The 26,226-nt window shown below is 53.6% G+C and carries 23 protein-coding genes; 14 read left to right on the plus strand and 9 right to left on the minus strand.

Translation table 11 applies throughout. The features are described from left to right. Positions 1-127 precede the first annotated feature (127 nt). From ppiD to bolA, 7 genes are all read right to left on the minus strand, one after another. Complete coding sequence (gene ppiD / locus DVA44_RS18600) at positions 128-1,999, minus strand: peptidylprolyl isomerase (RefSeq protein WP_114387781.1); 1,872 nt, start codon at positions 1,997-1,999, stop codon at positions 128-130. Between the two features lie 210 nt (positions 2,000-2,209). After that, positions 2,210-2,482 carry a nucleoid-associated protein HU-beta gene (gene hupB / locus DVA44_RS18605; RefSeq protein WP_002444653.1) on the minus strand — a complete coding sequence of 91 codons (273 nt, stop codon included), beginning with the start codon at positions 2,480-2,482 and terminating at the stop codon, positions 2,210-2,212. Positions 2,483-2,692: 210 nt separating this feature from the next. Next, a complete protein-coding gene (gene lon / locus DVA44_RS18610) occupies positions 2,693-5,047 on the minus strand; it encodes an endopeptidase La (protein WP_103824044.1) in 2,355 nt (784 codons plus the stop codon). A gap of 184 nt (positions 5,048-5,231) precedes the next feature. Next, positions 5,232-6,506: an ATP-dependent protease ATP-binding subunit ClpX gene (gene clpX / locus DVA44_RS18615; protein ID WP_103178482.1), complete on the minus strand. Its 1,275-nt coding sequence runs from the start codon at positions 6,504-6,506 to the stop codon at positions 5,232-5,234. A gap of 127 nt (positions 6,507-6,633) precedes the next feature. Beyond that, complete coding sequence (clpP, locus tag DVA44_RS18620; protein ID WP_032616835.1) at positions 6,634-7,257, minus strand: ATP-dependent Clp endopeptidase proteolytic subunit ClpP; 624 nt, start codon at positions 7,255-7,257, stop codon at positions 6,634-6,636. A gap of 260 nt (positions 7,258-7,517) precedes the next feature. After that, positions 7,518-8,816, minus strand: coding sequence for a trigger factor (gene tig / locus DVA44_RS18625; protein WP_103824043.1), 1,299 nt, complete (start codon positions 8,814-8,816; stop codon positions 7,518-7,520). A gap of 331 nt (positions 8,817-9,147) precedes the next feature. Beyond that, positions 9,148-9,465 carry a transcriptional regulator BolA gene (gene bolA / locus DVA44_RS18630; protein WP_039032378.1) on the minus strand — a complete coding sequence of 106 codons (318 nt, stop codon included), beginning with the start codon at positions 9,463-9,465 and terminating at the stop codon, positions 9,148-9,150. Between the two features lie 304 nt (positions 9,466-9,769). On the opposite strand from bolA, the gene DVA44_RS18635 reads away from it, so the two are divergent. From DVA44_RS18635 to DVA44_RS18675, 9 genes are all read left to right on the plus strand, one after another. Then, positions 9,770-10,348 carry a lipoprotein gene (locus DVA44_RS18635; protein WP_103178480.1) on the plus strand — a complete coding sequence of 193 codons (579 nt, stop codon included), beginning with the start codon at positions 9,770-9,772 and terminating at the stop codon, positions 10,346-10,348. A 43-nt stretch (positions 10,349-10,391) separates the two neighbouring features. Further along, positions 10,392-11,867: a muropeptide MFS transporter AmpG gene (gene ampG / locus DVA44_RS18640; RefSeq protein ID WP_114387782.1), complete on the plus strand. Its 1,476-nt coding sequence runs from the start codon at positions 10,392-10,394 to the stop codon at positions 11,865-11,867. A gap of 477 nt (positions 11,868-12,344) precedes the next feature. Next, on the plus strand, positions 12,345-13,292 hold the full coding sequence (cyoA, locus tag DVA44_RS18645) for a cytochrome o ubiquinol oxidase subunit II (protein WP_103824041.1): 948 nt from the start codon (positions 12,345-12,347) through the stop codon (positions 13,290-13,292). Positions 13,293-13,308: 16 nt separating this feature from the next. Further along, complete coding sequence (cyoB, locus tag DVA44_RS18650; protein WP_103824040.1) at positions 13,309-15,300, plus strand: cytochrome o ubiquinol oxidase subunit I; 1,992 nt, start codon at positions 13,309-13,311, stop codon at positions 15,298-15,300. Beyond that, positions 15,290-15,904 carry a cytochrome o ubiquinol oxidase subunit III gene (locus tag DVA44_RS18655; protein ID WP_103178476.1) on the plus strand — a complete coding sequence of 205 codons (615 nt, stop codon included), beginning with the start codon at positions 15,290-15,292 and terminating at the stop codon, positions 15,902-15,904. Before cyoB ends, DVA44_RS18655 begins: the two co-directional genes overlap by 11 nt. Further along, on the plus strand, positions 15,904-16,230 hold the full coding sequence (locus DVA44_RS18660) for a cytochrome o ubiquinol oxidase subunit IV (RefSeq protein ID WP_103178475.1): 327 nt from the start codon (positions 15,904-15,906) through the stop codon (positions 16,228-16,230). Before DVA44_RS18655 ends, DVA44_RS18660 begins: the two co-directional genes overlap by 1 nt. Positions 16,231-16,241: 11 nt before the next feature. After that, positions 16,242-17,129: a heme o synthase gene (gene cyoE, locus DVA44_RS18665; RefSeq protein WP_114387783.1), complete on the plus strand. Its 888-nt coding sequence runs from the start codon at positions 16,242-16,244 to the stop codon at positions 17,127-17,129. 253 nt (positions 17,130-17,382) lie between these two features. Next, the gene (locus DVA44_RS18670; RefSeq protein WP_103824038.1) at positions 17,383-17,715 is read left to right on the plus strand and encodes a hypothetical protein; all 333 of its coding nucleotides are present in this window, start codon (positions 17,383-17,385) and stop codon (positions 17,713-17,715) included. Positions 17,716-17,985: 270 nt separating this feature from the next. Next, complete coding sequence (locus tag DVA44_RS18675; RefSeq protein WP_114387784.1) at positions 17,986-19,347, plus strand: MFS transporter; 1,362 nt, start codon at positions 17,986-17,988, stop codon at positions 19,345-19,347. Between the two features lie 29 nt (positions 19,348-19,376). Here the strand turns inward: DVA44_RS18675 and DVA44_RS18680 are convergent, their stop codons facing one another. Further along, positions 19,377-19,868 carry a YajQ family cyclic di-GMP-binding protein gene (locus DVA44_RS18680; RefSeq protein WP_103178471.1) on the minus strand — a complete coding sequence of 164 codons (492 nt, stop codon included), beginning with the start codon at positions 19,866-19,868 and terminating at the stop codon, positions 19,377-19,379. A gap of 129 nt (positions 19,869-19,997) precedes the next feature. Between DVA44_RS18680 and panE the strand changes: the two genes are divergently transcribed. Together panE and yajL are read left to right on the plus strand one after the other, a co-directional pair. Next, positions 19,998-20,909, plus strand: coding sequence for a 2-dehydropantoate 2-reductase (panE, locus tag DVA44_RS18685; protein WP_114387785.1), 912 nt, complete (start codon positions 19,998-20,000; stop codon positions 20,907-20,909). Further along, on the plus strand, positions 20,872-21,465 hold the full coding sequence (gene yajL / locus DVA44_RS18690; RefSeq protein WP_114387786.1) for a protein deglycase YajL: 594 nt from the start codon (positions 20,872-20,874) through the stop codon (positions 21,463-21,465). The genes panE and yajL overlap by 38 nt, the downstream gene beginning before the upstream one ends. Positions 21,466-21,548: 83 nt before the next feature. Here yajL and thiI read toward each other — a convergent pair whose 3' ends face one another. Further along, the gene (gene thiI / locus DVA44_RS18695) at positions 21,549-22,997 is read right to left on the minus strand and encodes a tRNA uracil 4-sulfurtransferase ThiI (RefSeq protein WP_114387787.1); all 1,449 of its coding nucleotides are present in this window, start codon (positions 22,995-22,997) and stop codon (positions 21,549-21,551) included. Between the two features lie 193 nt (positions 22,998-23,190). Between thiI and xseB the strand changes: the two genes are divergently transcribed. Genes xseB through dxs form a run of 3 tightly spaced genes read left to right on the plus strand, consistent with a single transcriptional unit; the run spans position 23,191 to position 26,220 of the window. Further along, on the plus strand, positions 23,191-23,433 hold the full coding sequence (gene xseB, locus DVA44_RS18700) for an exodeoxyribonuclease VII small subunit (protein ID WP_103824033.1): 243 nt from the start codon (positions 23,191-23,193) through the stop codon (positions 23,431-23,433). Next, a complete protein-coding gene (ispA, locus tag DVA44_RS18705) occupies positions 23,434-24,333 on the plus strand; it encodes a (2E,6E)-farnesyl diphosphate synthase (RefSeq protein ID WP_114387788.1) in 900 nt (299 codons plus the stop codon). 24 nt (positions 24,334-24,357) lie between these two features. After that, complete coding sequence (gene dxs / locus DVA44_RS18710) at positions 24,358-26,220, plus strand: 1-deoxy-D-xylulose-5-phosphate synthase (protein WP_114387789.1); 1,863 nt, start codon at positions 24,358-24,360, stop codon at positions 26,218-26,220. Positions 26,221-26,226: the final 6 nt, after the last annotated feature.

The raw sequence follows: 26,226 nt of genomic DNA on the forward strand, positions 1-26,226 counted from the left end.
GACAGCCCCCTTACCTTATTCGGGCCGCTTTTCAGGAACAAACAGCAGATTGCAGAAATGGAAAAGGCCGCGAAAGCGGCCTTTTGGTATTGCAGTATGTTGCTTAAGTTTGCGAGCAGGGCCGTAATTACTGCTGAGTGATGATATCGCCCAGCTTAATTTTGGCTTCTTTACGCAGGTTGCTCATCAACGCTTCGAAAGCGATTTGCGCGTTGTTCTGGGTGATACCCTGAACCATCGCTTTCTTCTGCGCTTCCGGCATGGTGCCCGCTTTGACTTCGTCCAGCGCCAGAATCACCACGTTGCCCTGCATATCGTTGGCGATACCAAAGCTCGGTTTGTCTTTCGCAGGCTGGCTCAGGGTAAATGCCGCCTGGCTGATCGGATCCTGACCGGTACGGCTCAGGGTCTTCGCCTCACCAAAGCTCAGGCCAGCCGCTTTCAGCGCTTCATCACCTTTACCGGCTTTCAGCTCAGCCAGCAGCTTTTCAGCATCCAGCTTCGCCTGTTGAACGGCTTTGTTATGCTTCACCAGCGCAGTAATCTGATCTTTCACCTCGTCCAGCGGCTTAACAGCCTCCGGCTTGTGCTCACTCACACGCAGAACAAAGGCGCGGTCGCCGTCCACGGTGATGATGTCGGAGTTGCTGCCCGGGGTGCCGTTTTCGCCCACCAGACCGCCACTGAAGATGGCATCCGCCACTGGCTTGAAGTTCAGCTCTTCCGGCAGGTTGTCACGATCAAACCAACCGGTGGTGACCGCTTTCGCGCCCGCAGCCTGCTCAGCACCCGCCAGGGATTCGTTGTCATTGCTGGCCGCATCGCTCACTTTCTGCTGCAACGCATAGAAGCCATCCAGCGCTTTCTCCTGCTTCACTTTCGCCGCGATCTCATCATGGACGTCAGTCAGCGGTTTGGTTGTCGCAGGGGTGATATCATCCAGACGTGCCACCAGGAAACCGACGGAAGATTTAATCACGCCAGAAAGTTGACCTTTCTCTTTCAGGCCGGCATTTTTCAGCTCGTCCGGGGTGGTCGCCTCTTCCAGCCAACCCATGTCACCGCCGTTTTTCGCAGAGATGATATCGGTAGACTTCTCTTTTGCGACCGTTGCAAAGTCGGTGCCTTTGTTCAGCTCATCCAGCGCCGCTTTAGCGTCAGCTTCCGTTTTGGTCTGGATCACGCTGTAACGGTTACGCTGTGGCTGAGTGAACTGATCCTGATGCTGATCGTAGTAAGACTGGATCTCCGCATCGGTGGCGTTTTCCTGCATCGCAGCCGCATCCAGCTTGATGTAGCTCACGCGGAACTGTTCCGGGGCGGTGAAGTTGTTTTTGTTCTGCTCGTAGTAGCTTTTCACCTCTTCGTCGCTCGCCTGCTGTTTCGCAGCCAGGGCGTTAACGTCGAAAGTGGCTTCGCGCACGACGCGCTGCTGAGCAACCAGCGTCGCCAGCTCGTCCGCTTCGCCCTTAAGCATGAAGTCGGTGCCCACAACAGCGTTAATAAGCTGCTGAGTGGTGAGCTGATTGCGCAGCGCCTGAGCGTATTGATCCGGCGTCATCCCCATCTGATTAACGATGGCGGTATAACGGGTGTTATCGAATTTGCCGTTATTCTGGAAAGCAGGGGTCGCGAAAATCGCATTCTTCACCTGGTCATCGCTGATGCTCAGACCCAGTTCACGGGCATACTGATCCAGCAGCGCTTCATCGATAAGACGGTTCAGCGTCTGCTGACGCAGGTTCTTCATGTACCCTTCGTTCGCCGCCAGTTCTGAGAACCGATCGCCCAGCTGTTGCTGCATGCGGTTACGTTCACCGGCAAATGCATTCTCAAACTGCCCACGGCTAATTTCCTGGTCGTTCACTTTTGCGGCGTAGTTTGCACTACCGCCAATCAGGTATCCGCTCACGCCGGTCAATATGAACGACACGATAATGATACCGAAAATAATCTTGAGCACGAGACTGTTAGCAGCCGTGCGTAAGCTGTCCATCATGGTGTAACCACACTCCGCTGTAGGTGACTGGTGACCTGACGCTGGCGGAATCCTGACCGCAGCGCGTAAAGGCGTATTGTGACAAGAAACCGGGGCTATTGTCAGCCCACAACTCGCATAAACTCACATAAATCAGGTCTGGACAAACAAAAAAGGCACATCAAATGATGCGCCCTTGTACTTTTCAACTTCCCTGAAGTAAGAAAGCGATCAGTTTACCGCGTCTTTCAGCGCTTTGCCGGCACGGAAGCCCGGAACTTTAGCAGCAGCGATGGTGATCTCTTTACCGGTCTGAGGGTTGCGGCCAGTACGGGCAGCACGCTCTTTAACAGCAAAAGTACCAAAACCTACCAGCGCTACGTCGTCCCCGGCCTGCAGAGATTCGGTAACAGAAGCAATCAAAGCATCTAACGCACGTCCAGCCGCAGCTTTGGAGATGTCAGCACCCGCAGCAATTTTGTCAATCAGTTGAGATTTATTCACTCTTCTCTTCCTCTCTTTATAATTTATATCGCGTCTGAATCCTTCACAACGCGACCGCGCAGCAGTTATATCAGGCCTGCCATGACCTTACAACACCCGTTGTTGATGGCTAGCCCAATCAGCAATCTAAATTAGCTATACAAAAAAAGGCTGGCAAGCCCGAAATAGCTTACCAACCTTTTTTTTATTGACGCTCTTTGCGCGAGGTCACTATTTTGCGGTCACAACCTGCATTCCTGAAGGCTCATTCTGCAACGCAAGTGTCAGAACTTCCTCAATACGTTTCACCGGATGAATCTCCAGATCGGCGATAACATTATCCGGAATCTCTTCCAGATCGCGCTTGTTCTCATACGGGATGAGGACCGTTTTAATGCCACCGCGGTGTGCCGCCAGCAGTTTCTCTTTCAAACCACCAATCGGCAATACCTGGCCACGCAGGGTGATTTCACCGGTCATTGCCACATCGGCACGAACCGGGTTACCGGTCAGGCAAGAAACCAGCGCGGTACACATAGCAATACCTGCGCTTGGGCCATCTTTCGGCGTTGCCCCTTCCGGCACATGAACGTGAATATCGCGTTTTTCGTAGAAGTCCGGATTAATACCCAGTTTTTCCGCACGCGCGCGCACCACGGTCAGCGCAGCCTGAATGGACTCCTGCATCACTTCACCCAGCGAGCCGGTATAGGTCAGCTTACCTTTACCCGGTACGCAGGCGGTTTCAATGGTCAGCAGATCGCCGCCCACTTCCGTCCATGCCAGACCCGTTACCTGTCCGACGCGGTTTTCGCTGTCCGCTCGGCCATAGTCGTAGCGCTGAACACCGAGGTATTCGTGCAGGTTGTCGCCAGTGATTTCAATGTGCTTCAGCGACTTATCGAGCAGCAGCTGTTTAACCGCTTTACGACACAGCTTGGAGATTTCACGCTCCAGGCTACGCACGCCCGCTTCACGGGTGTAGTAACGAATGATGCCGATAATCGCGCTGTCATCGACTGTCAGTTCGCTCTCTTTCAGGGCGTTACGTTCAATCTGCTTCGACAGCAGGTGACGACGGGCAATGTTCAGCTTTTCGTCTTCGGTGTAGCCAGAAAGACGGATCACTTCCATACGATCCAGCAGCGGTGCCGGGATGTTCATGGAGTTAGAGGTCGCCACGAACATCACATCGCTCAGGTCGTAGTCCACTTCCAGGTAGTGATCGCTAAACGCCACGTTCTGCTCTGGATCCAGCACTTCAAGCAGGGCAGAAGCCGGATCGCCACGCATATCGGACGACATTTTGTCGATCTCATCCAGCAGGAACAGCGGGTTTTTAACGCCCACTTTCGCCATCTTCTGGATCAGTTTGCCCGGCATTGAGCCGATATAGGTCCGGCGGTGACCGCGGATTTCCGCCTCGTCACGCACGCCGCCCAGCGCCATACGGATGTATTTACGACCGGTGGCTTTGGCAATGGACTGCCCCAGAGAGGTTTTACCCACCCCCGGCGGCCCGACCAGGCAGAGAATTGGACCCTTGAGCTTATTCACACGGCTCTGAACCGCAAGATACTCAAGGATGCGATCTTTGACACGCTCAAGACCGTAGTGGTCGGTATCCAGGATCTCCTGGGCCTGACGCAGGTCTTTTTTGACCTTGCTGCGGGCGTTCCACGGAACCTGAACCATCCACTCGATATAGCCGCGTACAACGGTCGCTTCAGCCGACATCGGAGACATCATTTTCAGCTTCTGCAGCTCTGCTTCCGCTTTCTCTTTCGCCTCTTTTGGCATCTTCGCCGCGTCGATCTTACGCTTCAGCGCTTCGTTTTCGTCCGGCGCGTCGTCCATCTCGCCGAGCTCTTTCTGAATAGCCTTCATCTGCTCGTTCAGATAGTACTCGCGCTGCGATTTCTCCATCTGCTTTTTCACGCGGTTGCGAATGCGTTTCTCAACCTGCAGCAGATCGATTTCAGACTCCATCATCGCCATCAGGTATTCCAGACGCTCGTTGACGTCGGACATCTCCAGCACGGACTGTTTGTCCGCCAGCTTCAGCGGCATGTGTGCAGCGATGGTGTCTGCCAGACGTGCAGGATCGTCGATGCTGTTCAGCGACGTCAGCACTTCTGGTGGGATTTTTTTGTTCAGCTTGATGTAGCCTTCAAACTGACTGATCGCGGTGCGAACCAGCACCTCCTGCTCACGCTCGTCCAGCTGAGGTGAGTCGAGGTATTCGGCTTTTGCTGCGAAGTGTTCGCCATCGTCAGATAGCGTGGTAATACGCGCACGCTGCAGCCCCTCGACCAGCACCTTGACGGTGCCATCAGGCAGCTTCAGCATTTGTAAAATAGAGGCCACGGTCCCGACGGTGAAAAGATCGTTTACACCCGGCTCATCCGTTGATGCTTCTTTCTGCGCAACCAGCATGATTTTTTTATCATGATCCATGGCGGCTTCAAGGCAACGGATAGATTTTTCCCGCCCTACAAATAAGGGTATGACCATGTGCGGATAAACCACCACATCGCGCAACGGCAATACGGGGATTTCAATGCGTTCAGAACGCTCAGGATTCATAGAGCTCTCTCTTAGTTTAGTGTCCGCCTGGTAAGCTGGTCATGAGACTGTGCTTCACATAACCATTAACATGTAATCCAGTATATGGGGATGTTTCCCACACATTCAACGCCATGTTTACGGAAAAATAAAAGGGGGGATTAAATCCCCCCTTTTTGATTAACTACTTGTATGCTCTGGTGAATTATTCGCCAGATGCCTGCTGCGCTTCCGGCGTACCGTAAATCAGCAGCGGCTTGCTTTGACCGGCAATCACGGACTCGTCGATAACCACTTTCTCGACCTCTTCCAGAGAAGGCAGGTCGTACATGGTATCGAGCAGGGCTGCTTCAACAATAGAACGCAGGCCACGGGCACCGGTTTTACGCGCCATCGCTTTCTTGGCAATTGCGTCCAGCGCTTCGTCGCGGAATTCCAGCTCAACGCCTTCAAGATTGAACAACGCCTGATACTGCTTGGTCAGGGCGTTTTTCGGCTCTTTCAGAATTTGAATCAGCGCATCTTCGCTCAGTTCTGTCAGCGTGGCGACAACCGGCAGACGACCAATGAACTCAGGGATCAGACCAAACTTGATCAGATCTTCTGGCTCAACCTGCATCAGCAGCTCGCCCTCTTTCGCTTTTTCAGACTTCGCTTTTACGGTGGCGCCAAAGCCAATACCCGAGCCGGTTTCAACACGGTTAGCGATGACTTTATCCAGGCCGGCAAACGCGCCGCCACAGATAAACAGGATCTTGGAGGTATCAACCTGCAGGAACTCCTGCTGAGGATGCTTACGACCGCCCTGCGGTGGAACCGCGGCAACCGTCCCTTCGATCAGTTTCAGCAATGCCTGCTGCACACCTTCACCGGACACGTCACGGGTGATCGATGGGTTATCGGATTTACGCGAGATTTTATCGATCTCATCGATATACACGATACCGCGCTGTGCCTTCTGCACATCGTAATCACATTTCTGCAGCAGTTTCTGGATGATGTTTTCCACATCTTCACCCACATAACCGGCTTCTGTCAGGGTGGTGGCATCCGCCATAGTAAATGGAACATCCAGCAGACGTGCCAGGGTTTCTGCCAGCAGGGTTTTACCGGAACCGGTTGGGCCGATCAGCAAAATGTTACTTTTGCCCAGCTCAACGCCGTTGCTGTTATCCCCGTTACGCAGACGTTTGTAGTGGTTGTACACCGCCACTGCCAGCACTTTTTTCGCCTGTTCCTGACCGATGACATAGTCGTCAAGATGATGACGAATCTCATGCGGGGTCGGTAACGCGCTGCGCTCACGGTGTGGTGCGACTTCTTTAATCTCTTCGCGGATGATGTCGTTACATAAGTCGACACATTCGTCGCAGATATACACGGATGGCCCGGCAATCAGTTTGCGCACTTCATGCTGGCTTTTGCCGCAAAAAGAGCAGTAAAGCAGTTTGCCCGATCCATCTTTGCGTTTATCTGTCATGAGTCAAAACCTCTTTTTAAGTTCTTTGTGCCGCACATGACGACGCAAATGCCATTCTCAGACGCAAGCTGCTCGTAAGCAAAGTGCCGCCCTACCATAGTATAGCGGCACACCCGCGTCGTGGGCATCAATTACGATGGGTCAAAATGGAGTCGACTAAGCCGTACTCAACTGCCTCTGGTGCGGACAGGAAGCGATCGCGCTCGGTATCACGCTCGATCTGCTCAAGTGATTGACCCGTGTGGTGAGCCATAAGTTCATTCATGCGCCCTTTAACTTTCAGAATTTCACGGGCGTGAATCTCAATGTCTGTCGCCTGGCCCTGGTATCCGCCCAGCGGCTGGTGGATCATAACGCGCGAGTTAGGCAGGCAAAAACGCTTGCCTTTCGCCCCTGCGGTCAGCAGGAATGCGCCCATCGATGCCGCCTGGCCCATACAAATGGTGCTCACATCAGGCTTGATGAACTGCATGGTATCGTAAATGGACATCCCGGCGGTGATAACGCCACCCGGGGAGTTAATGTACAGGTAAATGTCTTTTTCCGGGTTTTCCGCTTCCAGAAACAGCATCTGCGCCACGATCAGGTTCGCCATGTGGTCTTCCACCTGGCCGGTCATGAAGATAACGCGTTCTTTAAGCAGACGGGAGTAGATATCAAAAGAACGTTCACCGCGAGAGGTCTGTTCAATAACCATTGGCACCAGCGCCATATGGGGTGCAAAGTTATCTCGTTCGCCACTGTATGACATTTCCGTCTCCTGGATAAAAAATGAAAATACCTGCTGTACTGATTGTAACCTTGCGGACGGATTATCAGCCAGTCTCTTTAATACTACTTCCCCACTAATGGGGATGGCTCAGCCCTATTTCAAGCATAACAATCTTTTGTTGTAACGCTAACACTGAAAAGGCGTTTTATCACGCTTCGTGATTTATAACTGTGATAAAAAAAACCCGCCGCCGAAAGGCAACGGGTTTTTTGCTCAAACTTTAAACAAAGCGGGCAGAATTACGCCTGCTGGTTCATCAGTTCGTTGAAAGAAGTGGCTTTTTCGGACACTTTCGCTTTGGCCAGAACCGCTTCAACAGCCTGCTCTTCCAGGGCGACATTGCGCATGTTTTCCATCAGCTCTTTGTTGCTGCCGTAGAAAGCAACAACTTCTGACGGATCTTCATAGGCAGAAGCCATCTCTTCGATCAGACCTTTAACGCGCTCTTCGTCAGCTTTCAGCTCGTGGGTACGGATCACTTCGCCCAGCAGCAGACCAACGACAACGCGGCGTTTAGCCTGCTCTTCGAACAGCTCGCGTGGCAGTTCCAGCGCTTGCTTCTCGTTGCCACCGAAACGCTGTGCAGCCTGACGGCGCAGAACGTCGATTTCGCTGTCGATCAGCGCAGACGGGATCTCGATCTCGTTAGCTTTAACCAGACCTTCGATAGCCTGAGACTTCACGCGGTTACGCACGGCGCCTTTCAGCTCGCGTTCCATGTTTTTACGCACTTCTGCACGCAGACCTTCAACAGAACCATCTTCAACGCCGAAACGTTTGATGAAATCTTCAGTCAGTTCTGGCAGTTCGCGGTCTTCAACTTTCTTCAGGGTAATGGCGAACTTAGCCGCTTTACCTTTCAGGTTTTCAGCGTGGTACTCTTCCGGGAAGGTTACATCGATGGTGAACTCTTCGCCAGCGCTGTGGCCTTTGATACCCTCTTCGAAGCCTGGGATCATACGACCCTGGCCCATCGCCAGTACGAAGTCAGACGCTTTACCGCCTTCGAACTCTTCGCCGTCTACAGAGCCGGTGAAGTCGATGGTGACACGGTCTTCTGCGTCAGCAGCGCCGTCTTTATCTTTCCAGGTCGCCTGCTGCTTACGCAGGGTGTCCAGCATGCCGTCAACGTCAGCTTCAGTCACTTCAACGACAGGTTTTTCAACTTCAATCGTTTCCAGGCCTTTTAGCTCAACTTCTGGATAGACTTCGAACTCTACCGCGTAGGTGAAGTCTTCGCCCAGTTTGTATTCACCCGGAACATAGGTCGGGGAACCGGCTGGGTTGATTTTTTCTTTGATGATCGCGTCAACAAAGTTGCGGCTCATCAGGTCACCCAGCACGTCCTGGCGAACAGAAGCGCCATAACGCTGAGCAACGACATTCATCGGTACTTTGCCCTTACGGAAGCCGTCAATACGGACTTTCTTCGCTACGTTGACCAGCTCGCTTTTTACAGCGTTTTCGATGCTGTCAGCAGCGATTGTAATCGTTACACGGCGGCCAAGGCCTTGAGTGGTTTCAACTGAAACTTGCATCTTGTTACCTCAAAAAAATCACAGTGCTCGGTCAACTCTGAATTTGCCTCGCAATACCGGGATGCTCTCTTGTAGCAGATTCACATTCCCTGTCGCCAGAATCATCCCGAAGACATTCATTAAGACGCGGCATTATAGCGGCATCACTTTAGTGAGTCGAGAACGGTTGGCGTATGTTGCTGCGGCTTTTTTCACAAATTAAGGCTATTTTTAGCCTTAAAATCGCGCCACCTGCTCAAAACCCGGACAAAACAAAACGGCCCGCAGGCCGCTTTGACGTAATCTTTATGCAACATACTGGAAAAGCTCCTGCTGTTGCAAACAGGATTTATTACGCGATCGTTCCGGCTCCCCGGCACGGTGGCGATGCGAAAATCGTATCCTGTAATCCCTTCCACTCTTTGATTGTATAAGTGTGGAGCGCCAGCGCGTGGACCGTGGTCGAGAGCTCTTCCGTCAAGGTTCCGTAAATCATACGGTGACGGTTGAGAAAACGCTCGCCAGCGAAACGGTCACTGACCAGCACCACCTTAAAGTGGCTCTCAGAGCCTGCCGGTACGTTATGACGATAGCTTTCGTCGACGACTTCAAGGAACACAGGTTCAAACGCCGCCCTTAACTTATCTTCAATCTGTTCACGTATCATCATGAAATTACTCCTCCGACAACGCTGAGATGTCACCCATCCCTTTAAATGTTAGCCGCTTTTACCGCTTGCATAACAACAAGACAACAAAAATTTAGCTTTCGTCTGATTTTCTCATTCAACCGTATGAAGTCCTATAAGGGAAGCGTCGTTTTGTCGTTCGAATAACGGAAAAGCGTTTCAGGTGGTCAGTTTTCAGACAAGGCGATGAATTTACATGCGTTGACCACTTCCCCTTGCCGTTGGCGATGTTATGATGGCGGCAATTTTTATCTCTATATGCTTACGATTCGTTGAGAGCCTGAACATGTTAAAAAAACTCTTTTTCCCTTTAGTCGCCCTGTTTATGCTGGCTGGCTGCGCGACCCCGCCAACCACCATTGATGTTTCGCCAAAGATCACCCTGCCACAGCAGGATCCAAGCCTGATGGGCGTGACCGTAAGCATTAACGGCGCAGACCAGCGTCGCGACCAGGCGCTGGCGAAAGTCACCCGCGACAACCAGGTTGTCACCCTGACCGCTTCCCGCGATCTGCGTTTCCTGCTGCAGGAAGTGCTTGAGAAGCAGATGACCGCTCGCGGTTATATGGTCGGCCCAAGCGGTGCGGTGGATTTGCAGATCATCGTCAACAACCTGTACGCTGACGTCTCTCAGGGCAACGTGCGCTATAACATCGCCACCAAAGCCGATATCGCCATCATCGCTACCGCGAAGAACGGCAACAAGATGAACAAAAACTACCGTGCAAGCTACTCTGTTGAAGGTGCGTTCCAGGCCTCTAACCAGAACATTGCTAACGCGGTTAACAGCGTGCTGACCGACACCATCGCCGATATGGCGCAGGACACCAGCATTCACGAATTCATCAAGCAGAACGCACGTTAAGTCTGCCTGCTGACCCGGCCACCGGTCGGGTCAGTATTACCTCATGTCCAGTCATTACTTACGCATTTTCCAGCAGCCTAAATCAGCTATCTTGCTGATCCTCGGTTTTGCCTCCGGTTTACCCCTTGCCCTGACATCCGGCACGCTCCAGGCGTGGATGACCGTCGAAAATATCGATCTTAAAACCATCGGCTTCTTCTCGCTGGTCGGTCAGGCCTATGTCTTTAAGTTTTTGTGGTCACCAATGATGGACCGCTACACGCCGCCTTTCCTCGGCAGGCGTCGTGGCTGGTTGCTGATGACCCAGGCGATGCTGCTGCTGGCGATTGCCGCCATGGGCTTCCTTGAGCCTGCGTCACAGCTGCGCTGGATGGCTGCGCTGGCGGTGGTGATCGCCTTCTGCTCTGCGTCGCAGGATATCGTTTTTGATGCCTGGAAAACGGACGTGCTTTCAGCCGAAGAGCGCGGCGCCGGGGCCGCCATCAGCGTGCTGGGTTACCGTCTGGGCATGCTGGTCTCAGGCGGGCTGGCCCTGTGGCTGGCGGACAGATACCTCGGCTGGCAGGGGATGTACTGGCTGATGGCCGTCCTGCTTATTCCCTGCATGATCGCCACAATTCTTGCCCCGGAACCGAGCGATGTGATCCCGGTCCCCCGCTCCCTTGAGCAGGCTGTGGCTGAACCGTTGCGTGACTTTTTTGGCCGTAACAACGCCTGGCTCATTCTGCTGTTGATTGTGTTGTACAAACTTGGCGATGCGTTTGCGATGAGCCTGACCACGACCTTCCTGATACGCGGAGTGGGCTTCGATGCTGGTGAAGTGGGGGTCGTTAACAAAACGCTGGGGCTGATTGCCACCATTATCGGCGCGCTCTACGGCGGCGTGCTGATGCAGCGCTTAAGCCTGTTTCGTGCCCTGCTGATTTTCGGCATTCTGCAGGGGATTTCGAACGCCGGATACTGGCTGCTCTCCATCACCGATAAGCATATGCTCAGCATGGCAACGGCGGTGTTCTTCGAAAACTTGTGTGGTGGGATGGGGACAGCCGCGTTTGTCGCGCTGCTGATGACCCTGTGCAATAAATCGTTCTCCGCCACGCAGTTCGCCCTGCTCTCGGCGCTCTCTGCGGTGGGTCGCGTCTATGTTGGCCCTATCGCAGGCTGGTTCGTTGAAACACACGGCTGGGCGGAGTTCTATCTGTTCTCTGTGTTTGCGGCCATTCCAGGGCTGCTCCTGTTATTAATATGCCGTCGTTCGCTGGAATATACCCAGCAAACCGAACACTTTATGGAAAGGGCGCTCTACCCGTCCGCCTATCGCTTCGCCTTAAGAGTCTTGCTGGCGGGCTGTCTGATGCTGGCGCTGTGGCTTGTCGTGGCGATCGTGAATGCCACGACCACCCTCGATCTGCCGTTTACTCTGCTGCTGCTTGATGTGGGTGCGCTGCTGGCGATGGTCGGGATCGTGACCGGTGCGCTTCTCGATTATCTGGCCATGCGTAAAACCCAAACGGCGTAAAATGATAAAAAACGGTTATTTGCCGTTGTAATCACCTTGTGAAATTATAACGGTAAATAAATCTGTCCATTTCAAAATAATATTTGTTGTTTCGTGCGTCTTAGAATTCCGGAAATTATTGGAAGCGGTAATAAACCCTATTTTCCTTTAACCGATTCAGCAACCGAAAGATTAATTTTCCGTTTTTTAATTGTCTTTTTATTGCAAATTATTTGTTAATTATTTGTGTCTTTTTCACAATGGTTATACCAATTCCCCCCTTTCCCCTCCCGACAGGACTGGATTCGTTATAAGCCGCGTATGACGGGCCTCCTGTCCGGGATTGGCTATACTTTGCAACATGTGTGACTTATCCGGCAGAACCCGGTAACACGTTACTGACACAGTCCTAATGATGTTTACAGTAATGTAACCTTCCCGTAAAATGCCCCCACACTTTAAACGCCACCAAGGTCCCCGTGGAATTGAGGTCGTTAAATGACACTTAGGAAATACAATAAAGGTTTGGGCTGGTTGTCGTTAATTGCAGGCACTGTATTACTCAGTGGCTGTGATTCTGCGCTTCTGGACCCCAAAGGACAGATTGGACTGGAACAACGTTCCCTGATTCTGACGGCTTTCGGCCTGATGATGATCGTCGTTATTCCTGCCATTTTGATGGCTATTGGTTTCGCCTGGAAGTACCGTGCGAGCAACAAAGATGCAAAGTACAGCCCTAACTGGTCACACTCCAATAAAGTGGAAGCTGTGGTCTGGACGGTGCCTATCCTGATCATCCTGTTCCTTGCCGTGCTGACATGGAAAACCACTCACTCGCTCGAGCCGAGCAAACCGCTGGTTCACGATGAGAAACCTATCACCATCGAAGTGGTCTCCATGGACTGGAAATGGTTCTTCATCTACCCGGAACAGGGCATTGCTACCGTGAATGAAATCGCCTTCCCGGCGAACACTCCGGTAGAGTTCAAAGTGACCTCTAACTCCGTGATGAACTCCTTCTTTATTCCGCGTCTGGGCAGCCAGATTTACGCGATGGCCGGTATGCAGACTAACCTGCACCTGATTGCCAACGAAGCAGGCACCTATGACGGTATCTCCGCCAGCTACAGTGGTCCGGGCTTCTCTGGTATGAAGTTCAAAGCCATTGCCACACCTGACCGTGCCGCTTTCGACCAGTGGGTCGCTAAAGCGAAACAGTCCCCGAACACCATGTCTGACATGGCTACGTTCGAAAAAGTGGCAACGCCTAGCGAATACAACAAAGTGGAGTACTTCTCTAACGTGAAACCGAATTTGTTCAAAGATGTCATTGGCAAATTTATGGGACATGGCAAGAGCATGGACGTGACCCAGCCTGAAGGCGAGCACAACTCGCACGAAGGTATGGAAGGCATGGACATGAGCCACGCGGAAACCGCTCACTAAGGGGCCGAGGAAGAAAATGTTCGGAAAATTGACACTGGATGCAGTGCCGTACCATGAACCTATTATCATGGTTACGATTGCTGCAATTATCATTGGTGGCGCGGCCTTAGTTGGCCTGATCACTTACTTCGGTAAGTGGAGCTACCTGTGGAATGAGTGGCTGACTTCGGTCGACCACAAAAAACTCGGCATCATGTACTGCCTCGTCGGTATCGTCATGTTAATTCGTGGCTTTGCGGATGCGATCATGATGCGTAGCCAGCAGGCGCTTGCCTCCGCAGGCGAAGCAGGCTTCCTGCCACCGCACCACTACGATCAGATCTTTACCGCCCACGGCGTTATCATGATCTTCTTCGTGGCGATGCCGCTGGTTATCGGTCTGATGAACGTGGTCGTGCCGCTGCAAATCGGTGCGCGTGACGTTGCGTTCCCGTTCCTGAACAACCTGAGCTTCTGGTTCACGGTTGTCGGTGTGATTCTGGTTAACCTCTCTCTGGGCGTCGGTGAGTTCGCGCAGACCGGTTGGCTGGCCTATCCGCCGCTATCGGGAATTGAATACAGTCCTGGTGTAGGTGTTGACTACTGGATTTGGGCGCTGCAGCTCTCCGGTATCGGTACTACCCTGACCGGTATTAACTTCTTCGTGACCATCCTGAAGATGCGTGCCCCAGGCATGACGATGTTCAAGATGCCAGTATTTACCTGGGCATCTCTGTGCGCCAACGTCCTGATTATCGCCTCTTTCCCAATTCTGACCGTCACCATCGCGCTGCTGACCCTGGATCGCTATCTGGGTACCCATTTCTTTACCAACGATATGGGTGGCAACATGATGATGTACATCAACCTGATTTGGGCCTGGGGTCACCCGGAAGTGTACATCCTGGTTCTGCCGGTGTTCGGTGTCTTCTCCGAAATCGCGGCGACCTTCTCGCGTAAACGTCTGTTTGGTTACACCTCGCTGGTGTGGGCAACCGTATGTATTACCGTTCTGTCGTTCATCGTTTGGCTGCACCACTTCTTCACCATGGGTGCGGGCGCGAACGTAAACGCCTTCTTCGGTATTACGACCATGATTATCGCAATCCCTACCGGGGTTAAGATCTTCAACTGGCTGTTCACCATGTACCAGGGCCGTATCCAGTTCCACTCAGCAATGCTGTGGACCATCGGCTTCATCGTGACCTTCTCCGTCGGTGGGATGACCGGTGTACTGCTGGCTGTTCCAGGTGCTGACTTCGTTCTGCACAACAGCCTGTTCCTGATCGCGCACTTCCACAACGTTATTATCGGCGGCGTCGTCTTCGGCTGCTTCGCTGGCGTAACCTACTGGTGGCCAAAAGCGTTCGGCTTCACGCTGAACGAAACCTGGGGTAAACGCGCGTTCTGGTTCTGGATTATCGGTTTCTTCGTGGCATTTATGCCGCTGTACGTGCTGGGCTTCATGGGTATGACCCGTCGTCTGAGCCAGCAGATCGATCCGCAGTTCCACCCAATGCTGCTGATTGCAGCGGGCGGCGCGGCGCTGATTGCCTGCGGTATCGCATGTCAGCTGATTCAGTACTACGTCTCTATCCGTGACCGTAACCTGAACCGCGACCTGACCGGTGACCCATGGGGTGGCCGTACGCTGGAGTGGGCGACCTCTTCTCCACCGCCGTTCTATAACTTTGCCGTTGTGCCGCACATTCATGAGCGTGACGCATTCTGGGAAATGAAAGAAAAAGGCGAAGCGTACAAGCAACCTACGCATTACGAAGAGATCCACATGCCGAAAAACAGCGGTGCGGGCATTGTCATCGCCGCCTTCACTACGGTATTTGGTTTCGCAATGATCTGGCACATCTGGTGGTTGGCGATTGTTGGCTTTGCCGGCGTCGTAATTAGCTGGATTGTGAAGAGCTTTGACGAGGACGTGGACTACTACGTACCAGTCCGTGAAGTCGAAAAACTGGAAAACCAGCATTTCGATGAGATTTCTAAAGCGGGGCTGAAAAATGGCAACTGATACTTTAACGCACTCAACTGCCCACGCGCATGACCACGCGCACCACGATACAGGGCCGACGAAAGTTTTCGGCTTCTGGATCTACCTGATGAGCGACTGCATTCTGTTCTGCTGTCTGTTCGCGACCTATGCCGTTCTGGTGAACGGCACAGCGGGCGGCCCGACCGGTAAGGACATTTTTGAGCTGCCGTTCGTTCTGGTTGAAACTGCCCTACTGCTGTTCAGCTCCATCACCTACGGCATGGCGGCTATCGCCATGTACAAAAACAACAAGAGCCAGGTTGTCTCCTGGCTGGCGTTGACCTGGTTGTTTGGTGCTGGCTTCATCGGGATGGAAATCTATGAATTCCATCACCTGATCATGGAAGGCTTCGGCCCGGATCGCAGTGGCTTCCTGTCAGCGTTCTTCGCGCTGGTCGGTACCCACGGTCTGCACGTGACTTCCGGCCTGATCTGGATGGCTGTTCTGATGTTCCAGATCTCCCGTCGCGGCCTGACCAGCACTAACCGCACCCGTATTATGTGCCTGAGCCTGTTCTGGCACTTCCTGGATGTGGTTTGGATCTGTGTGTTCTCTGTAGTCTATCTGATGGGGGCGATGTAATGAGTCATTCTAACGATCATGGCGCTTCCCACGGCAGCGTAAAGACCTACATGACAGGGTTTATCCTGTCGATCATCCTGACGGTCATTCCGTTCTGGATGGTGATGAGCGGTACTGCTTCTCACGCGGCAATTCTGGGTACCATCCTGGTTACCGCGGTAGTGCAGATTCTGGTGCATCTGGTTTGCTTCCTGCACATGAACACCAAGTCTGATGAAGGCTGGAATATGACAGCATTCATCTTTACCGTGATTATCATCGCAATCCTGGTAGTCGGATCCATCTGGATTATGTGGAACCTCAACTACAACATGATGGTTCACTAAGAGCGGCGAGTATGTTTAAGCAATACCTGCAAGTAACAAAACCAGGCATCATCTTTGGCAACCTGATCTCGGTGATCGGAGGGTTCCTGCTGGCTTCTAAAGGCAGCATCGATTACACCCTCTTTATCTCCACGCTGATTGGGGTGTCACTGGTGGTTGCGTCCGGTTGTGTATTTAACAACTACATCGACATGGATATCGACAGGAAGATGGAAAGGACGAAAAATCGGGTGCTGGTAAAAGGCCTGATGTCTCCTGCCGTCTCGCTGGTGTACGCCACCTTGCTGGGTATTGCTGGCTTTATGCTGCTGTGGTTCGGCGCCAATCCTCTGGCCTGCTGGCTGGGGGTGATGGGTTTCGTGGTTTATGTGGGCGTCTACAGCCTGTATATGAAGCGTCACTCCGTCTACGGTACGTTGATTGGTTCTCTCTCCGGCGCTGCGCCGCCGGTGATTGGCTACTGCGCAGTCACCAACGAGTTCGACAGCGGTGCGCTCATCCTGCTGGCTATCTTTAGCCTGTGGCAGATGCCCCACTCCTACGCCATTGCGATTTTCCGCTTTAAGGATTATCAGGCAGCGAACATCCCGGTTCTGCCGGTGGTGAAAGGCATCTCCGTCGCCAAGAACCATATCACGCTCTATATCATCGCTTTTGCGGTGGCTACGCTGATGCTCTCCCTGGGCGGTTACGCCGGATATAAATATCTGGTCGTGGCTGCAGCGGTAAGCGTCTGGTGGCTCGGCATGGCGCTGCGCGGTTATAAAGTGGAAGATGATAAAGTCTGGGCGCGTAAGCTGTTCGGCTTCTCCATCATCGCCATTACCGCACTGAGCGTCATGATGTCTGTAGATTTTATGGTGCCGGATTCACATAACCTGCTGACTTACGTCTGGTAAGTTTTAATAACCTTACGTCTGCCCGCCAGACGTAAGCACAAAATAGCCCGCCACCTTAACGGTCGCGGGCTATTTTTATATTAAAGACAAATAATTCACGGCACATAAATATAAACAAAATATCGATCAAGCCAAAAAGAGAACATATAAACTGCTGCAAATAATATTAACTACCCAACGATATGGACCAATGGTAATCTTCGCCGTGGGTAATTAGCCCACCTATTAATTTCATTCCATAAGGAAATACAAAATGAAAGAATTATCAGTTCAAGAAATTCAGTTCGTATCCGGCGGTTTTAACCTGTTCGGCGCGTTAAGCGGTTTCAACAGCTTCCTGGCTAATGCGTCTCAGAGCTTTGGTACCTTCGCCCTGAACTCCGGTGCAGCATTCGCTGACTTCGTCGCTGAAAGCGCCACTGCGTTTGGTGATTTCCTGAAGGGTGATTCAAACTGGAATGGTTTCCTTACCAATGGTGCTAACAGCTGGAATAAATTTACCGACACTGCCGGTAAAAACTGGTCCGAATTTAAGGATAATGCTTCCTCTAGCTGGAACAGCTTCCTGGATGGCGCCAACGCGTAATTCGCTATGAATATAGAGTCAGGGCTTTGCCCCTGACTCTAGACTTTTAAATTTATTAAATCCCCTTTTATTTTTTTATAATTATTACTGCTCTTTTTGTCGTGAACTACCGTTCCTCTCTCTATTAACGTGATAGAAAAAAAATTAATCACCTTGCCCCCGGTTTAATCGCACGAATCATTAACTCCAGAAATAATTGTTTATCATCGCTCTGTTTACCCCGTCCCGCTCTCAGACTACACTGGACGCGCTTTTTAGACAGAGGTGGTAATGAACGACTATAAAATGACGCCGGGCGAGCTACGCGCTACCTGGGGTTTGGGGACGGTTTTTTCACTGCGCATGCTCGGTATGTTTATGGTTCTGCCGGTCCTGACGACATACGGCATGGCGTTACAGGGCGCAAGCGAGGCGCTGATTGGCCTTGCTATCGGCATTTACGGCCTTGCGCAGGCAATATTTCAGATCCCCTTTGGCCTGCTCTCCGATCGCGTCGGCCGTAAACCGTTAATCGTCGGCGGGCTGCTGGTGTTTGTCGCCGGTAGCGTGATTGCCGCCCTCTCCCACTCTATCTGGGGCATTATTCTCGGTCGCGCCTTGCAGGGCTCCGGTGCCATCGCCGCCGCCGTGATGGCGCTCCTGTCCGATCTGACCCGTGAACAGAACCGCACCAAAGCGATGGCCTTTATTGGCGTGAGCTTCGGCGTGACCTTTGCCATCGCCATGGTGCTGGGCCCGATCATCACTCATGCTCTTGGGCTACATGCCTTGTTCTGGATGATTGCCGTCCTGGCGACGCTGGGTATCGCCCTGACGATATGGGTAGTGCCGGACAGCAAAAACCATGTGCTGAACCGCGAATCGGGAATGGTTAAGGGCTGCTTCAGCAAAGTGCTGGTTGAGCCGCGCCTGCTGAAGCTCAACTTCGGCATTATGTGCCTGCACATTTTGCTGATGTCCACCTTCGTCGCCCTCCCCGGCCAGCTTGCCGCAGCGGGTTTCCCCGCAGCCGAGCACTGGAAAATCTACCCGGTGACCATGCTCATCTCGTTTGTCTCCGTGGTGCCGTTTATTATTTATGCCGAAGTGAAGCGCCGGATGAAGCGCGTCTTTATCACCTGCGTCGCTCTGTTGTTGATTGCGGAAATTGTGTTGTGGGGCTCAGGCCCGCACTTCTGGGAGCTGGTTGCAGGTGTGCAGCTGTTCTTCCTTGCGTTCAACCTGATGGAAGCCCTGCTGCCGTCCCTGATCAGTAAAGAATCCCCGGCAGGCTATAAAGGCACGGCAATGGGGATCTACTCCACCAGCCAGTTTATCGGTGTGGCAATCGGCGGCTCTCTGGGGGGCTGGGTCGATGGCATGTTCGATTCGCAAACCGTTTTCCTTGCAGGTGCGCTGCTGGCAACACTCTGGCTGCTGGTCGCCAGCACCATGAAAGAACCGAAGTATGTCAGCAGCCTGCGGGTGGAAATTCCGTCTGATGTGAATATCAGCGATGCCTTAAAACAGCGACTTGAAGCCAAAGAGGGTGTCAGTGAGGTATTACTGGTGCCTGAGGAGCGCAGTTTGTATGTCAAAATCGACAGTAAAGTGACAAACCGCTTCGAAGTTGAACAGGCACTGAGAGCCTGAAAAAATGCCCGGCTAAGCCGGGCATTTTCTTAATCGCGGAAGTTCTTGAACTGGAACGGCTGGCCGAGATCGCCGCCGCGTACCAGCGCCATCACGCTCTGCAGATCGTCGCGGGATTTCCCGGTTACACGAATCTCTTCGCCCTGGATCTGCGCCTGTACCTTCAGCTTGCTGTCTTTGATGAGCTTAACGATCTTCTTCTGAACCGCGCTTTCAATGCCCTGCTTCAGTTTGGCTTCAACAAACCAGGTTTTACCGCTGTGGACAAAATCCTCCGGTACATCCAGAGACGTCCCCTCAATGCCGCGCTTCAGCAGCTTGGCACGCAGGATATCCAGCAGCTGATTCACCTGGAAATCAGACTCACTCAGCACTTTAATCGTCTTATTTGCATCATTCAGCTCAAATGAAGCCTCAACACCACGAAAATCGAAGCGAGACTCAACCTCGCGGCTGGCGTTGTCCACGCCGTTACGTACTTCCTGGATATCAACTTCGGAAACAATATCGAAAGATGGCATCTTTTCTTCTCCCTTCACTTTTGTTGCGTTGCATAATACCCGCTACGAGGCATAACTCAACAGAAGCTTAGTTGTCGACGCTATACTAAATGCTGTAACACCTGGCGCAGTTGCAGGTGAGGAGGAACGATGAAAATTACCGTGCTCGGATGCGGGGCATTGGGACAACTTTGGCTCACCGCACTTTGCAAACATGGGCATGAAGTACAGGGCTGGCTGCGCGTGCCACAGCCCTATTGCAGTGTAAACGTGATTGAAGAAGATGGGAGTATCTTTAACGAATCTCTTATCGCTAACGATCCTGATTTTCTGGCGCAAAGCGATCTGCTGCTGGTCACCCTGAAAGCCTGGCAGGTTTCCGATGCGGTCCGGGCGCTGGCAACCACCCTCCCCCGCACCTCTCCGATCATGTTGCTACACAACGGCATGGGCACCATTGAAGAGCTAAGACACATTCACCAGCCGCTGCTGATGGCAATCACCACCCATGCTGCCCGCCGGGATGGCAATGTGATTGTTCATGTCGCCAGCGGCATGACGCATATCGGCCCTGCCCGCGACCAGGCGGGCGACTACAGTTATCTGGCGGATCGCTTTCAGCAGGTGCTGCCGGATGTCGCCTGGCACGATAACATTCGCCCACAGATGTGGCGCAAGCTGGCGGTAAACTGCGTGATCAATCCGCTGACTGCCCTGCTGAATTGCCCGAACGGTGAGCTTAAACATCATCCCGAGGAGGTGGCTACCCTGTGCGCTGAGGTGGCTGCCGTGGTGGAGCGGGAAGGCATTCACACCTCGGAAGAGGACATTCGCTATTACGTCGAAGAGGTCATTGAGAGTACCGCACAGAATATCTCCTCGATGCTGCAGGATATCCGCGCCCTGCGCCATACTGAAATTGACTACATCACCGGTTACCTGCTAAAACGCGCCCAGGCGCATGGTATCAGCGTGCCAGAAAATGTCCGTCTGTATGAACAGGTTAAACGTAAGGAGAGTGAGTATGAGCGCGTCGGCACTGGTATGCCTCGCCCCTGGTAGCGAAGAGACCGAAGCGGTCACCACCATCGATCTGCTGGTTCGCGCCGGGATTAGCGTCACAACGGCAAGCGTCGCCAGCGATGGCAACCTGGTTATTACCTGCTCTCGTGGGGTGAAGATTGTGGCAGATGCACCGCTGGTGGAAGTCGCCGACGGTGATTACGACGTTATTGTCCTGCCGGGTGGCCTGAAGGGCGCCGAGTGCTTCCGCGACAGCCCGCTGCTGGTCGAGACGGTCAGGCAGTTCCACCATTCCGGGCGGATCGTCGCGGCCATTTGCGCCGCGGCGGCTACGGTACTGGTTCCGCACAATATCTTCCCGATTGGCAACATGACCGGTTTCCCGACGCTGAAAGATCGCATTCCCGAAGAGCAATGGGTGGACAAACGTATGGTCTGGGATCCGCGCGTCAACCTGCTCACCAGCCAGGGGCCAGGTACGTCGATTGATTTTGCGCTGAAGATTATTGAGCTGCTGGTCGGGCGTGAAAAAGCGTATGAAGTGGCCTCATCGCTGGTGATGGCGGCGGGAATTTATAATTATTACGAAGCGTAGAAATTGCCCGGCGGCGCTACGCTTGCCGGGCCTCCAAAGCACGAGTAGGCCGGGTAAGGCGTAGCCGCCACCCGGCACAACCACTACGGACGATACACCTTCACATTGGTAAAGCCCTGCTCGCGCAGATAGAGCGCCTGCAGACGGCTCATCACCCCGCGCTCACACCACAGCAGATAGGTTTTGCTCTTATCGAGATCGCCAAATTTAGTGCTCAGCTTGTAGAACGGCAGTGAGGCCACTTCTACTCCCTCCGGCTCAAACGGCTTCGCATCCTGCTCATCAACGGAGCGGATATCCAGCAGCACGTCATCCGGGCCGAAACCGTAAACGGTCTCCACTTCGACGACTTCCTGCTCGGTCTGCTGGGCGATTTCGCGGATATCGATGTTAGAGGCTTCCTCCACCACTTTATCAAGAATGGAGAAATCGAAGTTCTCTTCCTCCGCTTCGATCTTCGCCTTCACCGCTTTTACGGTTGGGCTCTTCGAAATCACACCGCAGTATTCTGGCATGGTGCGGGCGAAATCTTCAGTACCGATTTCACGCGCCAGGTCGATGATGTGCTCTTTATCGTGAGAGATCAGCGGACGCAGGATCAGCGTATCCGACACGTTGTCGATCAGACGCAGGTTGGTCAGGGTCTGGCTGGAGACCTGACCCAGCGCTTCGCCGGTCACCAGCGCCTGTACGCCATAGCGTTCAGCGACTTTCGAGGCCGCACGCACCATCATGCGCTTCAGCACCACGCCCATCTGGCCGTCGTCCACTTTCTCGAGGATTTCACCCACCACAGGTTCAAAGTTAATCGCGACAAAACGCACGCGATGGGAGCTGCCGAAACGGTTCCAGAGATAGTGCGCAACCTGACGCACGCCAATTTCATGTGCAGCGCCGCCAAGGTTAAAGAAGCAGTAGTGTACGCGGCAGCCGCGACGCATCAGCATATAGCTGGAAACGCCGGAGTCGAAACCGCCGGAGATCAGCGACAGCACATCTTCCTGAGTACCAATCGGGAAACCGCCAATCCCTTCATAGCGGCCTTTAATCAGCAGCAGACGGTCGTTTTCGATTTCCAGATGAACGGTCACTTCCGGGTTGGTCAGACGTACGCGCGCAGATTCAACGTGCTGATTCAGACCACCGCCCACGTAACGTTCTACCTCAATCGAGCTAAACTCATGTTTACCGCGACGCTTGGCGCGTACGCAGAAAGTTTTGCCTTCGATCTGATCGCGATACTGCGCCAGCGCTTTTTCGAAGATGTCGTGCAGGGAAGTGAACGGAACATCTTCCACTTCCAGAATATGGTGGATCCCCGGGATGCGGGTTAAGGCATCACGAATGTCCAGGCGCTTGTTTTCATCTTTAGCGCGGACTTCAACGTGATCCCAGTGACGCACGACGGCAAGCGTCTCGTCGTAGTGCTTCAGAACGTTACGAATGTTCCCGGTTAAAATTTTAATAAAGCGCAAACGCACAGATTGGCTTTTGATGGTGATTTCCGGGAACAATTTAATGATAAACTTCATGGCGGCAATGTTTCTTTGGCAAGCATTTAAGCTTGTAATGGAAAAGTACAGCAGCCCCTTTAACCGAAGGCTGCTTCCAGGCGCGCAAGTATACCACCATCAGGCGCCTCCTGTGCACATTGCGCGTTATTTGATAATTACCCTGAGTCCGATACCATATCAGGGATAAAAAACTGAGAGTCAGACATTCACTATGCCGAAGAAAAACGATGCACCCGCCAGTTTCGAAACTGCGCTGAGTGAACTGGAGCAAATCGTTACCCGTCTGGAAAGCGGCGACCTGCCGTTAGAAGAGGCGCTTAATGAATTCGAACGCGGCGTGCAGCTGGCGCGCCAGGGCCAGGTAAAGCTGCAACAGGCGGAACAGCGCGTGCAGATCCTGCTCTCCGACAATGAAAACGCTGCCACCACACCCTTCACCCCGGATGCCGAGTAGATGGATTTTTCGAACCAGCTTCAGGCGTGTGTCGAGCGAGCTAACGACGCACTGCGCCGTTTTATAGAACCACAGCCTTTTCAGAACACTCCACTGGTTGAGGCCATGCATTATGGCGCACTGTTAGGCGGTAAGCGCCTGCGTCCTTTTCTGGTCTATGCCACCGGCAGAATGTTCGATATCAGTCTGGATACGCTGGATGCCCCGGCCGCTGCGGTAGAGTGTGTTCATGCCTATTCGCTGATCCATGACGATCTCCCGGCGATGGACGATGACGATCTGCGCCGCGGGCAACCAACCTGCCATATTAAGTTTGGCGAAGCGAATGCCATTCTGGCAGGCGATGCCCTGCAAACGCTGGCGTTTTCGATCCTGAGCGATGCACCGATGGTGGAAGTGGCGGATCGCGACCGTCTGGCGATGGTTTCGGAGCTGGCGATGGCCAGCGGCGTTGCCGGCATGTGCGGCGGTCAGGCGCTGGATCTGGAGGCGGAAGGCCGTCAGGTTAATCTGGAACTGCTGGAGCGCATTCATCGTCACAAGACCGGGGCACTGATTCGCGCCGCCGTTCGTCTGGGGGCGCTGAGCGCGGGTGAGCGAGGACGCGAAGCCTTACCGATTCTGGATCGCTACGCAGAAAGTATCGGTTTAGCGTTCCAGGTTCAGGATGACATTCTGGATGTCGTGGGCGATACTGCAACATTGGGTAAACGTCAGGGTGCCGATCAGCAGCTTGGCAAAAGTACCTATCCCGCCCTTCTGGGCCTTGAGCAAGCCCGACAAAAAGCCCGGGACCTGATTGCGGATGCCCGTCAGTCGCTTGAGCAACTGGCTGCGCAGTCACTGGATACCTCGGCACTGGAAGCGCTAGCGGACTATATAATCCAGCGTGATAAATAACGAAAAAACCACGATGAGTCTCTGATGAGTTTTGATATTGCCAAATACCCGACACTGGCGTTGGTTGACTCCACCCAGGAGTTACGTCTGTTGCCGAAAGAGAGCCTGCCGAAGCTGTGCGACGAACTGCGTCGCTATCTGCTCGACAGCGTAAGCCGCTCCAGCGGCCATTTCGCCTCCGGGCTTGGCACGGTGGAGCTCACCGTGGCGCTGCATTATGTCTACAACACCCCGTTCGATCAGCTGATCTGGGACGTAGGCCATCAGGCTTATCCGCACAAAATTCTTACCGGCCGCCGCGATAAAATTGGCACGATTCGCCAGAAAGGCGGCCTGCATCCGTTCCCGTGGCGGGGCGAAAGCGAGTACGACGTGCTGAGCGTCGGCCACTCCTCCACCTCGATTTCTGCCGGGATCGGGGTAGCGGTCGCGGCGGCTAAAGAGGGCAAACAGCGCCGCACCGTCTGCGTCATTGGCGATGGCGCGATCACCGCCGGGATGGCCTTTGAGGCGATGAACCACGCGGGTGATATCAAACCAGACATGCTGGTTATCCTCAACGACAACGAAATGTCGATTTCTGAAAATGTCGGGGCGCTGAACAACCACCTGGCGAATCTGCTCTCCGGCAAGCTCTACTCCACCCTGCGTGAAGGCGGCAAAAAAGTGCTCTCCGGCGTGCCACCCATTAAAGAGCTGCTGAAGCGCACCGAAGAGCACATCAAAGGCATGGTGGTTCCCGGCACGCTGTTTGAGGAGCTGGGCTTCAACTACATCGGCCCGGTGGACGGGCACGACGTACTGGGGCTGGTCTCCACGCTGAAAAACATGCGCGACCTGAAAGGCCCGCAATTCCTGCATATCATGACCAAAAAAGGTCGTGGTTATGAACCGGCGGAAAAAGATCCGATCACTTTCCACGCGGTCCCTAAGTTCGACCATACCAGCGGCTGCCTGCCAAAAAGCAGCGGCGGCATGCCGAGCTATTCGAAAATCTTCGGTGACTGGCTGTGCGAAACCGCCGCCAAAGACAGCAAGCTGATGGCTGTGACCCCGGCGATGCGTGAAGGCTCCGGCATGGTCGAGTTTTCCCGCAAATACCCGACTCAGTATTTTGATGTCGCCATTGCCGAGCAACATGCGGTGACCTTTGCCGCGGGCCTGGCGATTGGCGGTTACAAACCGGTGGTGGCGATTTACTCCACCTTCCTGCAGCGCGCCTACGATCAGGTGATCCACGACGTCGCGATCCAGAAACTGCCGGTGCTGTTCGCCATTGACCGGGCGGGCATTGTCGGTGCCGACGGCCAGACGCACCAGGGGGCGTTCGATCTCTCCTTCTTGCGCTGTATCCCGGATATGGTGGTGATGACCCCGAGCGACGAGAACGAATGTCGTCAGATGCTGTTCACCGGCTATCACTATCAGGATGGCCCAACGGCCGTGCGTTATCCGCGCGGTAACGCGGTTGGCGTTACTCTCGAGCCGCTGGCAAAACTGCCGATTGGTAAAGGCGTCGTCAAACGTCGCGGTGAAAAACTGGCGATCCTCAACTTCGGTACGCTGATGCCGGAAGCGGCAAAAGTGGCGGAATCCCTTAACGCGACGCTGGTGGATATGCGCTTTGTGAAACCGCTCGATGAGGCGCTGATCCTGGAGATGGCATCTGAGCACGAAGCGCTGATCACACTCGAAGAGAATGCGATTATGGGCGGCGCGGGCAGCGGCGTGAACGAAGTGCTGATGGCGAAGCGTAAAGTTGTGCCTGTTCTGAACCTGGGCCTGCCGGATCACTTTATTCCGCAGGGCACCCAGGACGAAGCACGCGCCGAAATCGGCCTGGATGCCGCAGGTATCGAAGCGCGCATCGCCGCCTGGCTGGCGTAATCCCTC

It is taken from the genome of Leclercia sp. W17 (genome assembly GCF_003336325.1).
GTDB lineage: Bacteria > Pseudomonadota > Gammaproteobacteria > Enterobacterales > Enterobacteriaceae > Enterobacter.

What these genes read in the sequence shown, in the direction of transcription:
- ppiD (WP_114387781.1), bottom strand. Translation starts at nt 1,999, where the DNA reads ATGATGGACAGCTTACGCACGGCTGCTAACAGTCTCGTGCTCAAGATT.
- lon (WP_103824044.1), bottom strand. Translation starts at nt 5,047, where the DNA reads ATGAATCCTGAGCGTTCTGAACGCATTGAAATCCCCGTATTGCCGTTG.
- clpX (WP_103178482.1), bottom strand. Translation starts at nt 6,506, where the DNA reads ATGACAGATAAACGCAAAGATGGATCGGGCAAACTGCTTTACTGCTCT.
- clpP (WP_032616835.1), bottom strand. Translation starts at nt 7,257, where the DNA reads ATGTCATACAGTGGCGAACGAGATAACTTTGCACCCCATATGGCGCTG.
- tig (WP_103824043.1), bottom strand. Translation starts at nt 8,816, where the DNA reads ATGCAAGTTTCAGTTGAAACCACTCAAGGCCTTGGCCGCCGTGTAACG.
- bolA (WP_039032378.1), bottom strand. Translation starts at nt 9,465, where the DNA reads ATGATGATACGTGAACAGATTGAAGATAAGTTAAGGGCGGCGTTTGAA.
- DVA44_RS18635 (WP_103178480.1), top strand. Translation starts at nt 9,770, where the DNA reads ATGTTAAAAAAACTCTTTTTCCCTTTAGTCGCCCTGTTTATGCTGGCT.
- ampG (WP_114387782.1), top strand. Translation starts at nt 10,392, where the DNA reads ATGTCCAGTCATTACTTACGCATTTTCCAGCAGCCTAAATCAGCTATC.
- cyoA (WP_103824041.1), top strand. Translation starts at nt 12,345, where the DNA reads ATGACACTTAGGAAATACAATAAAGGTTTGGGCTGGTTGTCGTTAATT.
- cyoB (WP_103824040.1), top strand. Translation starts at nt 13,309, where the DNA reads ATGTTCGGAAAATTGACACTGGATGCAGTGCCGTACCATGAACCTATT.
- DVA44_RS18655 (WP_103178476.1), top strand. Translation starts at nt 15,290, where the DNA reads ATGGCAACTGATACTTTAACGCACTCAACTGCCCACGCGCATGACCAC.
- DVA44_RS18660 (WP_103178475.1), top strand. Translation starts at nt 15,904, where the DNA reads ATGAGTCATTCTAACGATCATGGCGCTTCCCACGGCAGCGTAAAGACC.
- cyoE (WP_114387783.1), top strand. Translation starts at nt 16,242, where the DNA reads ATGTTTAAGCAATACCTGCAAGTAACAAAACCAGGCATCATCTTTGGC.
- DVA44_RS18670 (WP_103824038.1), top strand. Translation starts at nt 17,383, where the DNA reads ATGAAAGAATTATCAGTTCAAGAAATTCAGTTCGTATCCGGCGGTTTT.
- DVA44_RS18675 (WP_114387784.1), top strand. Translation starts at nt 17,986, where the DNA reads ATGAACGACTATAAAATGACGCCGGGCGAGCTACGCGCTACCTGGGGT.
- DVA44_RS18680 (WP_103178471.1), bottom strand. Translation starts at nt 19,868, where the DNA reads ATGCCATCTTTCGATATTGTTTCCGAAGTTGATATCCAGGAAGTACGT.
- panE (WP_114387785.1), top strand. Translation starts at nt 19,998, where the DNA reads ATGAAAATTACCGTGCTCGGATGCGGGGCATTGGGACAACTTTGGCTC.
- yajL (WP_114387786.1), top strand. Translation starts at nt 20,872, where the DNA reads ATGAGCGCGTCGGCACTGGTATGCCTCGCCCCTGGTAGCGAAGAGACC.
- thiI (WP_114387787.1), bottom strand. Translation starts at nt 22,997, where the DNA reads ATGAAGTTTATCATTAAATTGTTCCCGGAAATCACCATCAAAAGCCAA.
- xseB (WP_103824033.1), top strand. Translation starts at nt 23,191, where the DNA reads ATGCCGAAGAAAAACGATGCACCCGCCAGTTTCGAAACTGCGCTGAGT.
- ispA (WP_114387788.1), top strand. Translation starts at nt 23,434, where the DNA reads ATGGATTTTTCGAACCAGCTTCAGGCGTGTGTCGAGCGAGCTAACGAC.
- dxs (WP_114387789.1), top strand. Translation starts at nt 24,358, where the DNA reads ATGAGTTTTGATATTGCCAAATACCCGACACTGGCGTTGGTTGACTCC.